General features: G+C 65.3%; 2 protein-coding genes. Both read right to left on the bottom strand.

Annotated features, from left to right (window positions below; all coding sequences use genetic code 11):
- Window positions 1-696, bottom strand: a 696-nt coding sequence (locus T370_RS23335; RefSeq protein ID WP_034507664.1) for a S49 family peptidase, incomplete at its 3' end; no start/stop codon positions are given.
- Window positions 689-1234 (bottom strand): phage portal protein (locus T370_RS0121975; RefSeq protein WP_029437024.1); only part of this gene is annotated, 546 nt, incomplete at its 5' end. The genes T370_RS23335 and T370_RS0121975, both read right to left, overlap by 8 nt.

Genomic DNA, 1234 nt, shown 5'->3' with positions numbered 1-1234 from the left:
CTGCGCCAGCAGAAGCTGCGCCTCGCCCCACAGTTGCGGGTCAGCCGTCAGCCCCATGTGACGGCCCACATCGGCCTTGAAAATCTGGTGCAGGGCGGTGATCCGCTCCTGCAAGTATTGGCGTTCCTCATCGGTCAGCGGCGTGTCGCCGTTGCCCACGGCCTTCCATTTGCCGCCCGTGATGTAGGTGTAGGAGACACCCCATTTCTCATTCAGCTTCGAATAGTTGGCGACCGACATGATCACGCCGACGCTGCCGACCGTGGCGGTCAGGGGCGCGTAGACAGTGCCCGTGGCCGACGCCAGCCAGTACGCGGCGGACGCGCACAGGCCGTTGGCGTAGGCGGCGCAGCGCTTCTTCGTCCGGGCCTCGGCTATGGCGTCGGCAAGCTCCTTCGTGCCCGCCACGACGCCGCCCGGACTGGTGATGTCGAACAGGATGGCGCGGGCGGAGGGGTCGGCAAGCGCGGCCTTCAACGACGACGCCACGGCATCCTGCCCCACCCCGTACCAGCCCTGTTCCCTGACGATTGGCCCGGTTACCGGGATGACGGCGACACCGCCGACAAGCTCGTAGCCACGCGCCTTCCGCTCCGGGAATCCTTCAACCCGCGCTTGAGGGTTCGACTTTGCCGAGGCCAGATCGGACAGCACCTGTTCCGCCATTTCAAAGGGCAACGCCCACAACTCATTCATCATCTTCTCCCGTCCCATCTTCGGGGGCCTCACCTCCCGGCTTTTCGTCGCCCTCCGGGTCCGCGTCCTTGCCCGCCTTGCCAATCTTGGTGCTCAGGCTCAGGGGGCCGAGCAACGCCAGCAGAGGGGATTCCTCCAGCATCCGGGCATAGCCCTCGTCGAAGTCCCTGCCGCTCTCGGCCCATGCCTCGCCGTAGGTCATGAGGCGGTTTTGCAGCGCGAGGATGGTGGCCGTGATCTCCTTCACCGGGTCCACGAACCCGCGCGAGGGGCCGATCCAGTCCACGTTGCACCAGAACTTGCGGGCCTTGTAGAAGCCGGGCGCGCCTTTCGGAAGCTCGAACATGCCCCGGAGGAACGCCTCCTCTATGACCATCTCGTAGACAGGCTGGCAGTAAAGCCGCCCGAACCAGTTGCGGTAAAAGCTGTAGAGCTTCCACGCCTCGTTGAGCGCGGCGCGGGCGCTGGAGTAGTTGGTCTTGGAAAAGTCTTTCGTCAGCGATTCGTAGGGGATGCCCACGGAGGCCGCCGTCGCCCG

The organism is Bilophila wadsworthia ATCC 49260, assembly GCF_000701705.1.
Classification (GTDB): domain Bacteria; phylum Desulfobacterota; class Desulfovibrionia; order Desulfovibrionales; family Desulfovibrionaceae; genus Bilophila; species Bilophila wadsworthia.
This window is presented reverse-complemented; position numbering and strand designations above follow the sequence as displayed.